The sequence below is a fragment of the Desulfuromusa ferrireducens genome (assembly GCF_055389805.1).
On record NZ_AP042415.1, the window covers coordinates 477,546 to 492,544 of the forward strand.

General features: G+C 47.6%; 17 protein-coding genes and 2 tRNA genes. 6 read left to right on the forward strand and 13 right to left on the reverse strand.

Annotated elements, in window-relative coordinates:
- Positions 1–49 precede the first annotated feature (49 nt).
- Complete coding sequence (locus ACZ5PT_RS02110; RefSeq protein WP_464265159.1) at positions 50–670, reverse strand: hypothetical protein; 621 nt, start codon at positions 668–670, stop codon at positions 50–52.
- Positions 671–1,030: 360 nt separating this feature from the next.
- On the opposite strand from ACZ5PT_RS02110, the gene ACZ5PT_RS02115 reads away from it, so the two are divergent.
- Both ACZ5PT_RS02115 and ACZ5PT_RS02120 read left to right on the forward strand, forming a co-directional pair.
- A complete protein-coding gene (locus ACZ5PT_RS02115) occupies positions 1,031–1,231 on the forward strand; it encodes a hypothetical protein (RefSeq protein ID WP_464265160.1) in 201 nt (66 codons plus the stop codon).
- 523 nt (positions 1,232–1,754) lie between these two features.
- Positions 1,755–2,351: a hypothetical protein gene (locus ACZ5PT_RS02120; RefSeq protein ID WP_464265161.1), complete on the forward strand. Its 597-nt coding sequence runs from the start codon at positions 1,755–1,757 to the stop codon at positions 2,349–2,351.
- A 48-nt stretch (positions 2,352–2,399) separates the two neighbouring features.
- On the opposite strand, the gene trhA is transcribed toward ACZ5PT_RS02120, so the two are convergent.
- The 6 genes from trhA to ACZ5PT_RS02150 all read right to left on the reverse strand — a co-directional run bounded on the left by trhA (position 2,400) and on the right by ACZ5PT_RS02150 (position 5,558).
- The gene (trhA, locus tag ACZ5PT_RS02125) at positions 2,400–3,053 is read right to left on the reverse strand and encodes a PAQR family membrane homeostasis protein TrhA (protein ID WP_464265162.1); all 654 of its coding nucleotides are present in this window, start codon (positions 3,051–3,053) and stop codon (positions 2,400–2,402) included.
- 450 nt (positions 3,054–3,503) lie between these two features.
- A complete protein-coding gene (locus ACZ5PT_RS02130; protein WP_464265163.1) occupies positions 3,504–3,776 on the reverse strand; it encodes an HU family DNA-binding protein in 273 nt (90 codons plus the stop codon).
- 191 nt (positions 3,777–3,967) lie between these two features.
- Positions 3,968–4,297, reverse strand: a complete 330-nt coding sequence (locus tag ACZ5PT_RS02135; RefSeq protein ID WP_464265164.1) for a cytochrome c3 family protein — start codon at positions 4,295–4,297, stop codon at positions 3,968–3,970.
- Positions 4,298–4,442: 145 nt separating this feature from the next.
- The gene (locus ACZ5PT_RS02140; protein ID WP_464265165.1) at positions 4,443–4,595 is read right to left on the reverse strand and encodes a hypothetical protein; all 153 of its coding nucleotides are present in this window, start codon (positions 4,593–4,595) and stop codon (positions 4,443–4,445) included.
- Between the two features lie 24 nt (positions 4,596–4,619).
- A complete protein-coding gene (locus ACZ5PT_RS02145) occupies positions 4,620–5,285 on the reverse strand; it encodes a DNA-binding transcriptional response regulator (RefSeq protein ID WP_464265166.1) in 666 nt (221 codons plus the stop codon).
- A gap of 45 nt (positions 5,286–5,330) precedes the next feature.
- Entirely contained in the window at positions 5,331–5,558 is a 228-nt protein-coding gene (locus tag ACZ5PT_RS02150) for a hypothetical protein (RefSeq protein WP_464265167.1), read from the reverse strand.
- 918 nt (positions 5,559–6,476) lie between these two features.
- Between ACZ5PT_RS02150 and ACZ5PT_RS02155 the strand changes: the two genes are divergently transcribed.
- Both ACZ5PT_RS02155 and ACZ5PT_RS02160 read left to right on the forward strand, forming a co-directional pair.
- Positions 6,477–8,633 carry a putative bifunctional diguanylate cyclase/phosphodiesterase gene (locus tag ACZ5PT_RS02155; protein ID WP_464265168.1) on the forward strand — a complete coding sequence of 719 codons (2,157 nt, stop codon included), beginning with the start codon at positions 6,477–6,479 and terminating at the stop codon, positions 8,631–8,633.
- Positions 8,634–9,154: 521 nt separating this feature from the next.
- Positions 9,155–10,018, forward strand: coding sequence for a universal stress protein (locus ACZ5PT_RS02160; protein ID WP_464265169.1), 864 nt, complete (start codon positions 9,155–9,157; stop codon positions 10,016–10,018).
- A gap of 200 nt (positions 10,019–10,218) precedes the next feature.
- On the opposite strand, the gene ACZ5PT_RS02165 is transcribed toward ACZ5PT_RS02160, so the two are convergent.
- The 3 genes from ACZ5PT_RS02165 to ACZ5PT_RS02175 form a co-directional block, all read right to left on the reverse strand.
- A complete protein-coding gene (locus ACZ5PT_RS02165) occupies positions 10,219–10,803 on the reverse strand; it encodes a flavodoxin family protein (protein WP_464265170.1) in 585 nt (194 codons plus the stop codon).
- 157 nt (positions 10,804–10,960) lie between these two features.
- Positions 10,961–11,155, reverse strand: a complete 195-nt coding sequence (locus ACZ5PT_RS02170) for a hypothetical protein (protein WP_464265171.1) — start codon at positions 11,153–11,155, stop codon at positions 10,961–10,963.
- A gap of 17 nt (positions 11,156–11,172) precedes the next feature.
- Positions 11,173–11,856, reverse strand: coding sequence for a LysR family transcriptional regulator (locus ACZ5PT_RS02175; protein WP_464265172.1), 684 nt, complete (start codon positions 11,854–11,856; stop codon positions 11,173–11,175).
- Positions 11,857–11,971: 115 nt separating this feature from the next.
- Here ACZ5PT_RS02175 and ACZ5PT_RS02180 point away from each other — a divergent pair, with 115 nt between their 5' ends.
- Together ACZ5PT_RS02180 and ACZ5PT_RS02185 are read left to right on the forward strand one after the other, a co-directional pair.
- On the forward strand, positions 11,972–12,475 hold the full coding sequence (locus ACZ5PT_RS02180; protein ID WP_464265173.1) for a lactoylglutathione lyase family protein: 504 nt from the start codon (positions 11,972–11,974) through the stop codon (positions 12,473–12,475).
- A 226-nt stretch (positions 12,476–12,701) separates the two neighbouring features.
- Complete coding sequence (locus ACZ5PT_RS02185) at positions 12,702–13,202, forward strand: PaaI family thioesterase (protein ID WP_464265174.1); 501 nt, start codon at positions 12,702–12,704, stop codon at positions 13,200–13,202.
- A 456-nt stretch (positions 13,203–13,658) separates the two neighbouring features.
- Here ACZ5PT_RS02185 and ACZ5PT_RS02190 read toward each other — a convergent pair whose 3' ends face one another.
- The 3 genes from ACZ5PT_RS02190 to ACZ5PT_RS02200 form a co-directional block, all read right to left on the reverse strand.
- Positions 13,659–14,435 (reverse strand): serine/threonine protein kinase, encoded by a 777-nt coding sequence (locus tag ACZ5PT_RS02190; RefSeq protein ID WP_464265175.1) that lies wholly within the window; start codon positions 14,433–14,435, stop codon positions 13,659–13,661.
- A 300-nt stretch (positions 14,436–14,735) separates the two neighbouring features.
- Positions 14,736–14,813, reverse strand: a tRNA-Glu gene (locus ACZ5PT_RS02195).
- 53 nt (positions 14,814–14,866) lie between these two features.
- Positions 14,867–14,942 (reverse strand) — tRNA-Lys (locus tag ACZ5PT_RS02200).
- Positions 14,943–14,999 lie beyond the last annotated feature (57 nt).

The window sequence follows — 14,999 nt, forward strand, 5'->3', positions numbered from 1 at the left end:
CGTTTTGAGGACAGTCCAGTATACAGAGCAAGGATGAAAGATGGTGAAGCTATTTGCTGCACAAGACAGTAGTGCTTTCCATTTCATTGGTACAATAAAATTTCTTGTTGCCTTTAGTTAATATCTCAATTTCAATACTTAACCTTTTGTCTATTTCCTTATCTGTTCCCTCTGGTCTGGATTTATCTTCATATCCATAATGTTTCATATAGCTTGAAAGCTTTGAAGAGCCAAAGGGTGTTATGTAATGTTTTGTATTAGGGTGCCGAAAGTAACCAAGTTCATTTTTTACTGGTTCTATTAGTTCATTTGCCAAATCATTGATGTGTGCAATGTCAAACTCATCACTTTGAGCTGCATATATGTTTATTATATATTTATTGTTGTCATAATCATAAACAAGCTGGGCTGTAATAATATTACTATAATGACTATGCGTGTATTCACCATTGACAACTTTATATATTCCCTTTAGGTCGTTGTTCACCTTGTAAACTCCAAAATCATGAAGACTTACGTAGGTGCTCATCGCATAGTTTGTGTATTTGTCTGGAGCAGAAAAACAAACAGAAGGAATCAGGATAAGAATTATAGATAAGATAAATCTTACGCTGTCTCCCCCTTTCAATAGGAGCTTTCCTTCAACGATCCTCGCGGACTCGATTTTCATCGTAGGCACCTCCTTTCCAGACTGACTTCTAACCAAGTCTCTAAATCGGAGCACTCGACAAACGAACCTTCGCGGCCGGTTATGATCCTCCAGTGCAGAAGGCCCACGCTTGACGAGATCAACAGCCAACTCGTTGATCGCTCCTGTAGCGGCAATAATCCTGTCGGGCTCCCGATCCGCTGTTCAATCGAAGACAGCCGCAACTCAATTGCCTGAAGACACGCCAGCTTATTATTGATTTCAAGCAACAGCTCTTCAGTGGTCACGCCACCCAACCCTTCTCTTCCGTCTTGAGTTTTCCCGCCCCTCCTGACAGGCTATCAGAACCACCCAACAACTCAAACCAAAGGAGGATGAATAATGCCTGATAGGAACCCGGGTCTTCCAGCAGATGAACACCAAGCCCTTGTTGACGAATTGCGCCAGATATCCGATCGACTAGGTTCCGTTACCGCCGAAATCGCAGTCGGCTACGGGAAAACAGAACCGATCACCAAAGAGGCCGTCAATACAACAAGAGCGGTTCACAAGCTTATTCACTCACTCGAAGAGATCGATTGAGCGGTCTGCCGCATCTGGGAGCAGGCTCGCTCCACGTTCTACAATGTTGGCCGTCAGGTTTCCGGTACGACACCGGGCCGCCGTGACCCGCGTCTTTTACTGGAAGTGGCCACTTCTCAGTAAAACATGTTCGATTAATGCCCTATTCCAAGAAAAGCCCATGATCAGTTAATCGTGGGCTTTTTGCGTATTTAAAGGGGTGAGTTATGGGAAATAGGTAGTGGGACTGGCTCCTGCCTGAAAGGTGCCTATCCCACTGATAACAAATAGATTACCAATTGTAAGCGTCGCAACCTTCCGGGTACGGCGCTTTTTCTTTATCCCGTTGCCGCTGATATTTCCCGGTCGCCGGACTGATCCGCAGCATGCGAAAACAGTGCCGGACAGGGTTTCAGTGTGCAACCAATGGCCCCGACAACCGACAATTCTTCGGCTATACTTGTGTCGGTAGTTTTTGTCCTGTCGGCCCCGTTGCGGGTGATATTTCGTGGCGAGGTGCAGGCAAGACCGAGGGGAGGCCGTCATGATGGATGCAAGTTCAGTCGGCAGATGGTTGCTGGCCCTGTGCTGCTTGGTGCTGATCAATGGCGGGTCGACCGTTTGTCGGGCCGACAAACCGGCGAATTTTATCAATCTGTACGGCGCGCAGATGACCATCAACAAGTGGCGCGAGTTTTTCACCAACAATGAAATCCACGAACAGGACTCGCACCTGCTGGTCTTTGCTCTGGGACGACGGCTCGGGCGTTATAAGGATCTGCTCAGTTTCGAGGTCGAGGGGCAGACGGCCAAGCATGTCGGCCTGCAAGAGCACTGGGAACTGAACGCCTTGGCGACCGTCCGCTGGGAAGCCTTCTGGTGGGACCGGTTTGTCGACACCAGCATTGCCTACGGCATGGGACCGTCTTATGCGTTCGACAAGCCAAGGATCGAAATTGCCACCGATGGCAATACCGAGCGCCTGCTGCTTTACTGGATGTTGGAACTGGCTTTCGAGCTGCCGACCGAGGCCCCACTGGAAGTGCTGGCCCGTATCCATCATCGCTCCAACGGCTATGGTTATGTCGCCGAATCTGGTGGCTCGAATGCCTTGGCCCTGGGCCTGCGCTACAGTTTTTAGCGTCCTTCATCCGCTCGGGACATATTACCAATTTTCCAACCTATTTTACTAGAGCGGCACAACATACCAGAGGATCGCCAAGTAATGGCAAAGGCTGCCGCCAATGACGAAGAGGTGCCAGATCGCATGATTGAAAGGGATACGGTCGATGGCATAGAAGGCAATCCCAAGGGTGTAGCAAAGCCCCCCGGCTACCAACCAGGCTACGCCATTAGCCGGGACCATGGTTAACAGCTCTTCGAGATCGACCACAATCAGCCAACCAAGAGCGATATAGAATACCGGCGCCAAAAAGACCAATTTGTGTGTCATGAGGGATTTAAAAATGACACCTGCGATTGCCAGCCCCCAGACAATACCGAACAGCATCCAGCCACGTCCCGCTCGTAATGACACCAGCGTAAACGGTGTGTAGGTCCCTGCAATCACGACAAAGATGCCGGCATGATCAAGGATGCGGAAGACATAGCGTGCCTTTGCTTTGCGTAACGAATGGTAGAGGGTGGAGATGAGGTAGAATAGACTGAGGACGCTACCGTAGATGGCGCAACTGACGACCCGATAGGGATCGCCGGTTTTTGCTGCGTTCACGATCAGAACCACCAGACCGGACAGGCTCAGGATCGCAGCCAGTCCATGCGTCAGACGGTTGGCCAGTTCTTCCTCTTTGGAATACGTGACTAAATGGTAGTGTTGCGCCATGCCGAACCTCGCAACGAATCAGGGGGCAGTATCAAGCATAACAGGCGGTCCAATGAATTTATCTGACAAATCGGCTAATTGATACTCTGAAAGATTTTGTTTGCTTAGAGAGTCGAAAGTCCCTATCAGTCACACCAACTTCGCCCCGTTTGCTACATGTCGCTCCGGCATCGCCAGCACCACAGAGCGATCCTGCTGGTAAAAACCGTTGAGCAGAAATTCCGAATGGGGTCTTCCTTTTCGATAAGTCACCCTTTTAAACACGCGAATCGCCCATGATTACCAGATCATAGGCGATTCTTGCTTTGGTGCATATTCAGGACGCTTTAGCACAACGCTCTTGGTAAATTCTATCCCCCTAGACGGGTAAAACTACTGCCCCCCGCATCACAAAAAGGCCCAACCTGATTTCCAGGCGGGCCTTTTGTTTTTTGTATGTATTTGTGACGATTAGTTCACGGCATCTTTGAGCTGCTGGCCAGCTTTAAATTTCGCCGCGTTGGACGCAGGGATAGCAAGCACTTCGCCAGTTTGAGGATTTTTACCAGTCCGAGCTGCACGCGGTGACACACTGAAAGTACCAAACCCGATTAGGGCTACTTTCTCTCCTGTTTTTAGGGCGTCTGTAATCGACTCAAGTGTAGCGGCCAAGGCCTTAGAAGCATCTGCCTTACTCAATTCTGTTTTTTCCGCTATTGCGTCGATCAGTTCTGATTTTGTCATTTTCTACTCCTTTGAGTTTTTTCACTTAGTTATTACTAAAAATCGCGAGTTTACAAGGTTTCTTCCGATGAAACGAGAGTCCAAGAAAGCCTGTATCGAATCAAGCTTGCCATTGTTGGCCCAGGCTAATCGGGAGTATGTGCGATTGTCAACAGCAGATGTAATGATAAAAACTATTCCAATAAGTTGCTTCAGTGTAGTGGTGTAGATTTTCCTGACTCTGCCGAGAACGGTTCATCGGAATAACAATCAGCGCAAGAATCCACATCTATCTCTTCAAATTGACCGTGACACTTTGCACAGTAGATATCTGTTGTCCCGGTTCCGGTGGTGTGGTGTGGTGTGGTGTGGTGATGACAAACCGAGCAATCCCTTGTGACCTCGGTATGCAGCTGATGATTAAACTCGACCGGCTGGTAAAGATTGGACAGAGCATAGATTTCGACGGTTTCCGGGGCATCCATGGCAGAGCAGTTCATGGCAAACGAAACAGCTATCAGTAAAAGAAAAAATCTCTTCATGCGTCAACTCGAAGCAACAAACATAGCGCCCACGTCCCCCTGTATATTTCGGGGTGCCTGTCCGCTTACATGCTATCGACCAAGGCAACCCGACAATATCGAATAGTGTTTCCTGGTACCCCTTGAACGCTAAAGCATTAAAACGCTAATCCTCGTGGTTGATGTAGCGGTAAAACATCGGAAAAATGACAAAGAATGCAACGCAGATCAAGTACTCCACACCTTTGACATAGGAGTAATAATCAACCAGGGTAAAAACCTCGGTGACTTTGCCGATATGTGTGAACAGATCGAACATAGCGTCTCTCCTTTCAGTCGCCCGCTAATCCTTCTTTGAAGTGACATGACTGTACTTGCTGGCAGAGGTCTTTTTTGCTGCATCCTTGGTCATCCCGAACAGGGAGCGGATTGCTGGCAGCAGTTGAGCCACAACCAACAGGGCGCAAATACCGACAAAAGCAAGGACCAGAATACCGCTGGTATAGGTTGTCGTTGTGTCTGCCGCCAACGCCGGGGCAACCGCAATCAGCACAAGGGATAAACTGGTTAAAACTGTTTTTACTCTTCGCATTGCAGCCCCCTTCGATTGAGTCGAACTCGACGCATCCTTCCGTGCTTGATAGGTTCTGAAGGCACAGTGAACCGCCTGGTAGATTTCCTCCCGGCCCTCATCTCCGGCCGGTCTTAAGGCATGATAAAAGATGCCTTCCTTGCGGATTCTCCGCAGCAGATTGAGTGGCATCTCATCTGAAATCAGAATGATCGAAAGATACTGATTGCATTTCTTAAGCAGCGGTACCGTTTTGGCAACGTGTATCTCATCGAAGTTACCTGCCAGAACAACCACCTGAATCGTTTTGTTGAGTATCCCTTCCAGGGCATTGACTACCGAATCCGTCATCGTCACCTGATAATCATCTGCAACAAAGAGCTCGGCTAACTGATCCCGTGATTGACGATCTTCATTTGCGATAAGCAGTCCTTGCATGACCACGCCCTTTCTGAGCACAACAGACGGACCTCTCCGTAACGCCTAACTGAGATGTTTTCCTGACTTGTCATCGTGAACAAACAACCCTTTTAACATCCCGGCAAACAGCACAACCGCGGGAACCAACTGAAAGACGATGATCTGTGCAAAAAACCCGATGAACAGAGTCAGAAGGAAACTTCCCCCTTCCCCACCCGCTTCAGCGGCGGCGTAAGCGGTAGTTGAAAAGCTGGCTAAAATAATCAAACTGTTGCGGATAGCGTTTCTCATGACGACCTCCTTGCTACGATGATTTTGTCTTCCTACTCTCTTAATATGCATCAATCGCACCAAAAAACATTCACAGCAAATAAAATCCACAAGGTGCTGTTTTGACATACATTTGTCTTCAACGAAGTTTTGAGAGTCGGGTGCAAAGGCGGTTGAAATGTATAAAATTGAGATACTCAGGTCGGTCGGTGGGTAAGTTAAATAAAACCAAATTGAAATTCCCAACACGCTAATTTTAATAATATCCATAAGGTGTTGTTTTTAAAATGTATTTGCCTGCGAAGAACATTAGAAAGCCGGGTACAAAGGCGGCTGAAGTGTATAGAATTGACATACCTAGTCCAGTCGGTGGGTAAGTTACCCCCCCAACGCACTGATTTTAAGGTGTTTTTAAAATCAATGTTGAACAAAAAAATGTGCTTTGAATATTTTTTTTATCTCCTTAGAGCGCGCGACATGTTGTTATTTGAATCTCTGCTAGAATTATGGGATCGGCCCTTTGAGCTTGACTCAATTCCTGCAAGTGTCGACTTATCGAACGCTGATCGAGGTTGATTTCCTCACCACGCCGCCGAACACCTAAACCGTCTCGGAAGTTGCTCCACATTGAGTTATGGGTCCGATTCTTGCGTAGATTGAGCATTACTGAAAGTCGCCACTCCCAGTAAAATTTGTCTGATAAATGCAGCAAAGCACGAATGGGCCATGATCTGGTAATCATGGCCCATTCGCGTGTTTAAAGGGGTGATTTATCGGACATTACCGCGGTCAAACCGTTCTTACTTTCAAATATCCTGAGTTTTGAAAATTTTCCGCACAAAACTCTAAAAGTCACAATTTCCCTACAATCAATAATATGGTAGATTTTAAAATTGGCTTGGACCAACTTTTTTACTGTCGGATCTGGGAGATAGGATATTGCTAAAAAATAGGGACACACCACCATCTGATTCACGCAATAGTGCCTCGCTTTCACGCCTTGAAGAGCTACTTTCTCTCGGGACCGCTGTCATTTACGCATGCAAGGCTGGCGAAGACTATGCCGCGACCTATATCAGTGAAAATGTTGAACCCCAATTGGGCTACAGTCCCGGCGACTTTCTGAATGATCCATCGTTCTGGGTCGGCAATATTCATCCCGAAGACAAGAACGCTGTCTTTGCCGCACTTCCATTGATTTTTGAGAAGGGGCGACATGTACATCAATACAGGTTTCGGAACAAGGCTGGCGAGTACCGCTGGATGCGAGATGAATTGCGATTGGTATTGGCAGAAGACGGAAGTCCTGTTGAGATTATCGGCAGTTGGACTGATATCACCGAATGCAAGGAACTGGAACAACGCCTAAGGGAAACACAAGCCCACTTAACGGAAGCGCAGAGAATTGCCCACCTCGGCAGTTGGACTTGGGATGCTAGAAGCGGCGCTGTTCTCTGGTCTGATGAGGTTTACAGTATTTTCAATTTATCACCAGAGACGACCACACCGACCTATGAATTCTTTTTAGCCAGCATCCATCCAGATGATCGCGCAAGTGTCGGAAAAGCGGTTGAGCAGGCACTCACAGAAAAAACTTCTTACAAGGTTGAGCACCGGATCGCACATCAAGATAACTCGATACGTTATGTTCTGGAGCAGGCAGAAGTTAAGGTCAATGAGGCCGGTGAATCAATAGGCATGACGGGAACTGTCCTTGATATTACCGAGCGAAAACAAGCAGAACTTGAGTTAAGGGAGAAAAAGGAGCATCTGAAACACTTGGCACACTACGACTCCCTGACAGATCTTCCGAATCGGATACTACTTCAAGATCGACTTTCTCAAGCACTCAGCAGAGCAAAGCGTAGTAAAAGCCTGGTTGCGCTTCTTTTTATCGACATTGACAACTTTAAGAAAGTCAATGACACCAGCGGTCACCAGACCGGTGACCTGGTGCTGAAAGATGTTGCTAAACGGTTAAGGGCCAAATTACGGGAGGCAGACACTCTCGCCCGACTTTCAGGAGATGAGTTTGTTGTTGTCATTGAAGAGCCAGCCAGTATTGAAAAAATTGCTTCCACTGCGCAGAAGTTACTCGATACTTTTGAGCAACCATTTCTTGACGATGAGCGGCAATTCTTCCTGACTGTCAGCATTGGGATCAGCGTCTACCCCGACAATGCTGATGATGTTGAGGGCTTGTTAAAACGTGCAGATGTTTCAATGTATGCCGCAAAGCGTGGAAGGAATTCCTATCAGTTCTATTCTGCAGAGATGGATGCGAGAGCACACGAACTACTGCTGCTGGAAAACGACCTACGCCAAGCACTGCAGAAAAAGGAACTGGTCCTACATTATCAGCCGCAAGTTGATCTCCGCACCGGGCAACTTCTGAGCATGGAGGCTCTGCTACGATGGCAGCATCCAGCAAAGGGGTTGATCCCGCCCAACGATTTTATCCCTCTTGCCGAAGAGTCGGGCCTGATCGTGCCTATCGGCACTTGGGTTCTACAAACAGCATGTGCGCAAGTTAGGTCATTTCTGGATGCTGGAGTGCAACCGTTTCGCATGTGCGTCAACATCTCCATGCAACAGTTCAGAAAGCCGGACTTCCCCGAACTGGTTATCCGAACCCTCGAAGAGACAGGACTTGAAGCCGAGTTTCTAGAACTGGAAGTCACCGAAAGCATCGCCATGGAGAACGCCGAGGAAACGATTGCACATCTTTCGTGCTTGCGCAAACAGGGCGTTCGGATTGCCATCGATGATTTCGGCACGGGTCATTCATCGCTGAGCCACCTGAAGCATCTGCCAATTACCACCATTAAAATTGACAAGGGTTTCGTGGCAGATGTCATGACAGATCAATATGACTTTGCGATCATAGAAGCAATTCAGGCCCTCGCCAAAAGCTTGAACCTTGACGTTGTCGCCGAAGGGATTGAAACGGAGGAGCAACAACAGATTCTTAGTCGGTTAGGCTGTCAGGTTGGGCAAGGGTTCCTCTTTTGCCGCCCATTACCAAGTGAAGAATTAATTCCCATCTGCGTATCAGGCGACCCTTCGTCCTGGAGCCCTATGTTTCGATCTCCGTAATAAATTGTGCCCACGGAGTAATCCAACAGATATCAAGCATTCTCAAATGCTTGTAAGTTTTGAACGGTCTGGCTCCTACAGGTATCGACTTATCAGACATCGAAGGGGCCAATTTCTGCCCGAAATCCTCGCCCCGCCGAAAGTGTCCTGTAAGTTATTCAGTATATTTTGACGGTCAGAAATTCGGCCAGATCTAGTATGTTCTGAATATCGCCACTTCCAGTAAGTTAATGTTTGATAAGTACCCTATTCAAAGAAACGCCCATGATTTGGTAATCATGGGCGTTTCACGTTCTATAGTGGGTGACTTATCAGACATCCGGTCCCCCTATCTGTCTGAGTCATGTAAATGCTCCCCATCCTAAGGAGACTTTTTTCGTGACGTTGGGTAGCTCTTACATTTACAGACTTCCTTCGGTGATATATTTTTCTGATAGTATTTGAGGATGGGACAGATACCCATGATTGATCTGTCAGGGCGGTTCTGCATCACACTTGGGAAGCAGAAAAGGGAGGAAAAGATGAGAAGCATTCTGTTGGCGACTGACATTGCTGGCGAAACTGATCGCGCATTTGAGAGGGCAGTTAAGATCGCTTTATCACTAACGGCCACTCTTCACATTCTTCATGTTTGTCTACCATCGTCACTTGACAGCAAGGCAAGTGTGGGGAATTCCCCAAGTCAGGGAATAAAAGACAGATTGAATAGCTACTTAGCCAGCAACAAAGAGCTGTCAAGTGTAGAACACACGATTACTGTGAAAGAAAACCGGGAACCGTTTGCCGAAATCATCAAACTGGCAGATGAGGTCAGTGCTGAGCTTATTGTTATGGGGATGCATGGTAAATCAAAACTTCGTGACATGTTTGTCGGAACAACAATAGAGAAAGTGATCCGCAAGGGAACTCTGCCGGTCTTGATGGTCAAAGACAAGCCCCTTGGAGAGTATAAAAATACCTTGGTTGGTACTGATTTTTCTGCTGGATCAGGCCAGGCGCTTCACCTTGCCCTTAGGCTGGCTCCCAAAGGGACCCTGAGCCTAGTTCACTTCTACAATATTCCAGATACCTCCACCGGGGACAAAATTTCCCAATATGCCGGTGATGTTATTGAAACCTCTGAAAAAGATAAATTAGAAAAGTTTGTCCACGATCACAGCGCGAATCTTAATAAAATGGCTAACACACAGCCAGAATTCCATTATCGATTAGCCCAAGGAGAAGCCTATAACGGCCTTCTTCGTGAAGCGACAGAAATTAATGCTGAACTGATCGCAATCGGAGCCCACAGTCGGCCAAGGCTGATGCCTTATAAACTTGGGGGCAACGCACATGACATTCTGACCAACCCACCATGTGACGTATTAGTAGCTAACAGCTTATGACTTTTTTTGTTGAATGTGAGATCAACCATTGAAACAGAAACTTGGAACGCTTTGGCTGTTTTGCAAAAAATGTATAGATGTGATCGCCCCTGCTCAGTGACTCTTGCAAATGCCGCAAAGCAAGAAAGCCACACTATCTGGTATCAGTGTGGCTTTCGCGTGTTTAAAGCAGTGACTTATGGGACATTCAAAATAGAGAATTACCGTTTCAGGAGTTCAAATAGTTTTTGACCCGCCATTTCTGCATTTTGAAGGAGTTTATGGTCGGCCTTAATACTGCCGGCCTCAAAAAGCTCCAAGCCTGTAACCGATTCGATAACATCCAGTCCTAGGTCCTTAGAAAAATCGGTTAACAGTGACAGGGTGTTTCCCATCATTGATGCTTCAGACTGTTCACAAATCGCCGCAGTAATGCAGATTTTCCCAGCCCCTTGATATTTGGCGATCCATTCCTTTCGACTAACGGGAAACTGGATGAGACTGTAGCAACGATCAATAAAGCGCTTCATATCGGAGGTGACAGAATACCAGTAGGTTGGTGAGGCAAGGACTATCCCATCGGCCTCATCTACCATTTTGACAACCTGGGCGAAATCATCTTTGATGATACATTCCCAAGTGCTGCTACACCCCTCGCATCCAGTACAAGCACCAATATTGTAGTCACCGAGAAAAATCGATTCTATTTGCGCTCCACCTTTTTTGGCAGGAGCCAGTAGTGACTGAATAAGGAATTCTGTATTCCCCTTTTTCCTTCTACTTCCATTAATCGATAGAATCTTCAAAATTTTTCTCCCACCTCAGAAATCAGATAAGTCAGTTACTTGTCAAGCTACAGTAATTGAAGGGCTAGATCAAACAGGAGTTGTCTCAGTCGTTGTTTGGCTGGCCTTGAGAGGCAAGGAGAATGGGCTGATTTGGCCAAAGTGTCAGCCTGCAACCTTATCCGACCAGTTTTACGCTGATCATCTCCTTTATTTTTTTTATGAACCAATCATACCGCTTGGGTAATTCACGATATTTTTTCCTGGCCAGAAACAATTCGTCGCGAATGGGATCATTTAGGGTTGGCACATAAAGCAATGATTGATGTTCGAATTGCCAGACCGCCGTCTGCGGCAGGACAGTAAAGCCCAACCCTTCAGAGACAGGGATCAGAATCTGGCTGAGTTGATTGATATAACCGGTTTTTTTATCTTTCTTAATCCTTGGTACGCTCCCTTGAAGTTGGCGATCAACAAGCGGTCAGCATAGTGTGCCCCATCAGGATGATCGACAAAACCAAGTGCGTTTAGGTCCTCAAAGCTGGGGAACTGGGCGGCATAAATACTGGGTAGCACCAGGCGTAAAGCCTCAAAACCGAGCGTCTCGTATGTCAGATCGGTCGATGGCGCAGGTTGAGTGACGAGTCCTAGATCGATGGTATTTCCCAACAACCCTTCGACAATCCTGTAGTTAGGGGCCGCTTCAATAGAGACCGCGAGTCCGGAATAATCTTTCTGCCGGCTCAATAGGTGTGGATAGAGAAAGGTTGCCATCGCCCCGGAACAGGCAATCCGGCATTCCCCTTTGTGTTCGTCATCAAATTGTAACTCACCGAACAGTTGCTCTTCCTCTTGCCTTCTCTGACAACCGAAGCGGTAGAGCGTTTCCCCCTCCCGGGTCAATTCAAACCGTTTGCCGACTCGATTCAACAAAGCAACACCAACCTGTTCCTCCAGCTTTTTGATCTGCTGGCTGACTCCTGGCTGAGTCATATAGAGCTTTTCAGCAGTCTGGGTGAAGTGGCCGACCTCGACCAAAGTAAGGAAAGTGTGTAGCCATTGTTGGTTAATCATCTGAGTCCCTATCTATAACAAACGGTTATCATATAGATAATATTTGATAATTTTCTATATTCAAGAAACTTCTTTAGACTGACTACAACAAAAACACTTAAAAAAGGAGTTGAGCATGACTAATCCATATCCACGCACCTTTTCTCACATTGGCATTTCAGTACCTGACCTTGAGGCAGCAGTAAAATTTTATACCGAGGTTCTTGGTTGGTACCTGATTATGGAGCCAACCAACGTTGTAGAAGACGCTAGTGCGATCGGTGAAATGTGTACCGACGTCTTTGGTTCTGGTTGGGAACGCTTTCGGATCGCCCACCTGTCAACAGGTGACCGCATTGGTGTCGAGCTGTTTGAATTCAAAAACCAGGTTAACCCTGAGAATAACTTCGAATACTGGAAAACAGGCGTATTCCATTTTTCGGTGCAAGACCCCAACGTCGAGGAATTGGCTGAAAAGATCGTTGCGGCAGGTGGTAAACGTCGCATGAAAGCACCGCGCTACTACTATCCGGGCGAAAAACCTTATCGCATGATCTACATGGAAGACCCGTTTGGCAATATTCTGGAAATCTACAGCCACAGCTATGAACTTCATTATTCGTCTGGCGCGTATCAATAATTGACAGTGACGCTATCTGCAGATCGTCTTTAAGCAGACACAAGCAAATAGCTAAAGGGTCTCTCCAAAAAAACAAACGAAACAGCCGGCAGAAAAGGGTTGGGCTGTTTCGTTTGTCGGTAAGATCGGTGTGCAACTAACAATGAATACTGCTATAAAAGCAAGGTCCTGAGTGTGAGTTCCGACTCAACCTACCCCGATATCCTGATTTAGAAGAGGCATTGCCATGACCTACAGAATCAAAGCTACCCAGAACATCTCGCGGAACTGCATGGTTTGCGGAGTCGAAAATGATTTTGGCCTGAAGGCCCGCTTCCATGAAACTGACAGTAACGAAGTGGTCGCTTTGTTTCACCCACAGGAAATTCACCAAAGTTACCCCAACGTCACGCATGGTGGCATCTCAGCGGCGATTCTTGACGAGACGATCGGTCGGGCAATTATGATATTTTACGACCATAATACCTTCGGAGTGACCATTGAACTGAACGTTAAATACAAGAAACCGGTGCCCTACGGGGTAGAGCTAAAAGCCGTTGGCCGCATCACCCGGGACAGCGGAAGAATTTTCGAAGGAACGGGAGAACTCTACTTGCCGGACGGCACGTTGGCAGCCTCTGCTGAAGGAAAGTACATGAAGCGTCAACTTGGGCAGATCACCGACAAGAGCTTTTCTGAAGATGAGTGGTTTGAGCCAAAAGATTTCCCTGATGAGTTTTCGATTTAACTTCCTTTACCTGTAGATGGCAACATCTGGACTGGAACAGTTCGTCCAAGTATATTATTTCGTTGGCTATTTGTGTATTGTTCCACTGCCAGAAAAAATAATCTTCAGCCTGTTTAGTTAGGCTGCGGGTTTCCAGAAAGGATAAATCGAACATATCGGTATCCTAAAAGTCAGGATTTTACTTTTTGTAACGAAATTCTGAGCATTCTGCCCGATTAACAAAGCTTGTAAGTTTTGACAGTGGGCTCCCAGCTCCTGGATTACTGCAAGTGTCGACTTATTGGACATAGAGATAGGGTGATTTCTGCCCGAAATCCTCGCCCCGCCGAAAGTGTCCTGTAAGTTGTTCAGTATTGTTTTGACGGTCAGAAAGTCGGCCAGATCGAACATGTTCTGAATATCGCCACTTCCAGTAATGCCCATCGGATAAGGACCCTATCCCATGCAAAGCCCTCTCTAGATATCCTGCTCATCCAGACTGAGGGCATGCAATAATGCCTGAAAGTTGCAACGGTCTGGTTGTTTTTTGTAATCTCGCAGCCATGGCAACAAGGCGTCACGCTCGGGCAGGAGCAGAACTCTGCGAATGTCTTGCGCTAAGCGGGTCCCCCAAAACAACCCGGAGACCAGAGAGGTCACATTGTTGGGGTTACGGTTAGTGCTGCTATGGCTGAAGTCGATTATGGTCAGCCTCTCGCCGTCAATAAAAACATGCTCTGCGGCACAGCGCAGGGCACCGTGGTCAACCCCCGCTGCGTCGAGATAAAATCCCTGCCAGAGTAAGCGCTGGAGCACGCGGCATAATTCAGGAGCGTCTTCGGGGCTCACATGCTGCAACCAGCGCCCCAAAGGCTGACCGTTCAAACGCTCCATGACCAGCAGATCATCTTGTTGACAGTGGAGCTGTGGCCCTATGTTGAGAAGATTCACCTGCCGCAGGATGCGCGCTTCCTCATCCAGGTTGGCCTGCCGACAGCTGCGGCGGCGCAGTTTGATGGCGACCGCTCGCCCGTGCCAAATTCCGGCAATCACCAGCCCGCAATAACCGACTCCCAGTAGTGGTAACCCGGCCAGCCGTACTGGTCCTGCAGCCAGTAAGCATTCGACCCCTAGTTGGTGTAGTTGCTGCCGGTAATACGCTTGTTGCTCAGGATTATTGTCGGGATAACTGAGCAAGCGCTGGTACGGGTGCATATTCGTGAGCGAGATATATTCTTCAGTCATAGTGTTCATATTAGATATGCTGGGGTGAATTTCTGGACAAAGGGGACAGATCCAATCTGGGTCAAGCGTGATACCCATTCTCCACGAATGTGAATGCCCTACCCTCACCTTGCCCCTTAATCAGCATTTTGACAAACCTAGAGGATCGATACGTTCCAAACTGAAGAGTTCTGACACGCCCCCCCTCCGCTTGGCTGGACTCTTTTTCTTTCAATCTAGAGTCAATCTAAGAAACCACTAACCAACCTAGAGCCAACCTAAACGAAAAAAAAGCCTCTTCCGATTTCTCAGAAGAGGCTTTTTCCAATGTGGCGTCCCCAGGGGGATTCGAACCCCCGTCGCCGCCGTGAAAGGGCGGTGTCCTGGGCCAGGCTAGACGATAGGGACTTAAAACTGCTAAGTCCCTGCGGGAAATGTACCCGCAGGATGCTACATTTAAATGGTGAGCCGGGGGGGGATCGAACCCACGACCATCTGATTAAAAGTCAGATGCTCTACCAACTGAGCTACCGGCTCGTGCAACGGAGACACTTTATACGTGAATCGATTTTACGGGTCAACCCTTTTCTGATC

Excerpts from the sequence above, each read along its gene's own strand:
- trhA (WP_464265162.1), bottom strand. The coding sequence starts at position 3,053 with ATGGCGCAACACTACCATTTAGTCACGTATTCCAAAGAGGAAGAACTG.
- ACZ5PT_RS02145 (WP_464265166.1), bottom strand. The coding sequence starts at position 5,285 with ATGCAAGGACTGCTTATCGCAAATGAAGATCGTCAATCACGGGATCAG.
- ACZ5PT_RS02130 (WP_464265163.1), bottom strand. The coding sequence starts at position 3,776 with ATGACAAAATCAGAACTGATCGACGCAATAGCGGAAAAAACAGAATTG.
- ACZ5PT_RS02190 (WP_464265175.1), bottom strand. The coding sequence starts at position 14,435 with ATGAACACTATGACTGAAGAATATATCTCGCTCACGAATATGCACCCG.
- ACZ5PT_RS02180 (WP_464265173.1), top strand. The coding sequence starts at position 11,972 with ATGACTAATCCATATCCACGCACCTTTTCTCACATTGGCATTTCAGTA.
- ACZ5PT_RS02115 (WP_464265160.1), top strand. The coding sequence starts at position 1,031 with ATGCCTGATAGGAACCCGGGTCTTCCAGCAGATGAACACCAAGCCCTT.
- ACZ5PT_RS02110 (WP_464265159.1), bottom strand. The coding sequence starts at position 670 with ATGAAAATCGAGTCCGCGAGGATCGTTGAAGGAAAGCTCCTATTGAAA.
- ACZ5PT_RS02135 (WP_464265164.1), bottom strand. The coding sequence starts at position 4,297 with ATGAAGAGATTTTTTCTTTTACTGATAGCTGTTTCGTTTGCCATGAAC.
- ACZ5PT_RS02140 (WP_464265165.1), bottom strand. The coding sequence starts at position 4,595 with ATGTTCGATCTGTTCACACATATCGGCAAAGTCACCGAGGTTTTTACC.
- ACZ5PT_RS02160 (WP_464265169.1), top strand. The coding sequence starts at position 9,155 with ATGAGAAGCATTCTGTTGGCGACTGACATTGCTGGCGAAACTGATCGC.
- ACZ5PT_RS02175 (WP_464265172.1), bottom strand. The coding sequence starts at position 11,856 with ATGATTAACCAACAATGGCTACACACTTTCCTTACTTTGGTCGAGGTC.
- ACZ5PT_RS02150 (WP_464265167.1), bottom strand. The coding sequence starts at position 5,558 with ATGAGAAACGCTATCCGCAACAGTTTGATTATTTTAGCCAGCTTTTCA.
- ACZ5PT_RS02185 (WP_464265174.1), top strand. The coding sequence starts at position 12,702 with ATGACCTACAGAATCAAAGCTACCCAGAACATCTCGCGGAACTGCATG.
- ACZ5PT_RS02120 (WP_464265161.1), top strand. The coding sequence starts at position 1,755 with ATGATGGATGCAAGTTCAGTCGGCAGATGGTTGCTGGCCCTGTGCTGC.